This window comes from Erwinia sp. MYb416 (assembly GCF_037479575.1).
GTDB classification, from domain to species: Bacteria; Pseudomonadota; Gammaproteobacteria; order Enterobacterales; family Enterobacteriaceae; genus Erwinia; species Erwinia rhapontici.
The window spans coordinates 467-938 of the sequence record NZ_JBBGYT010000286.1; the positions used below are offsets into that span (position 1 = coordinate 467).

Genomic DNA, 472 nt, shown 5'->3' on the forward strand with positions numbered 1-472 from the left:
AATCAACCGTTGAGCGCGCCGCTGTGCCACAGCCGGGTGACGCTTTTCAAAGCCATTGAATTTGCCGATTTAAGTCTGGACGGTGTGGACGGAGCAAAGGTACTGGCGATAAAGGATAACGGCCTCAGTGACGTTTGCCCACATCTCGAAGTGATCCCACTGCCAGCTAATCACCACTCTATTATCCTCTGCCACGATCCGATCGGCGCAATGCTGACGCAGGGTACTAAAGTGAATAGCAGCGCGGCCTAGCCCCTTATCAGGCCGACTGAAAAAAGGTCGGCCCCTTCCATCAGACGCGGTTTGCAGCACTATCCTATTGAAGGTAAACTGCAAAACAGGTAAAACGCAGCAGGCAATCGTTTTCGTTCACCCTCACCTCTCTCCGCGATAAGGGAAAAAAAGACTCATGGAAACCCGGCGCGACGAGCGTATCAATAAGCTGGCCCAGGCGCTGAAACGCACCGATAAA

The 472-nt window shown here is 53.0% G+C and carries 1 protein-coding gene; it reads left to right on the plus strand.

Annotation, left to right across the window (positions count from 1 at the left end; translation table 11 throughout):
* A partial coding sequence (locus WH277_RS02575) for a hypothetical protein (RefSeq protein ID WP_339504242.1) occupies positions 1–252 on the plus strand: 252 nt, incomplete at its 5' end.
* Positions 253–472 lie beyond the last annotated feature (220 nt).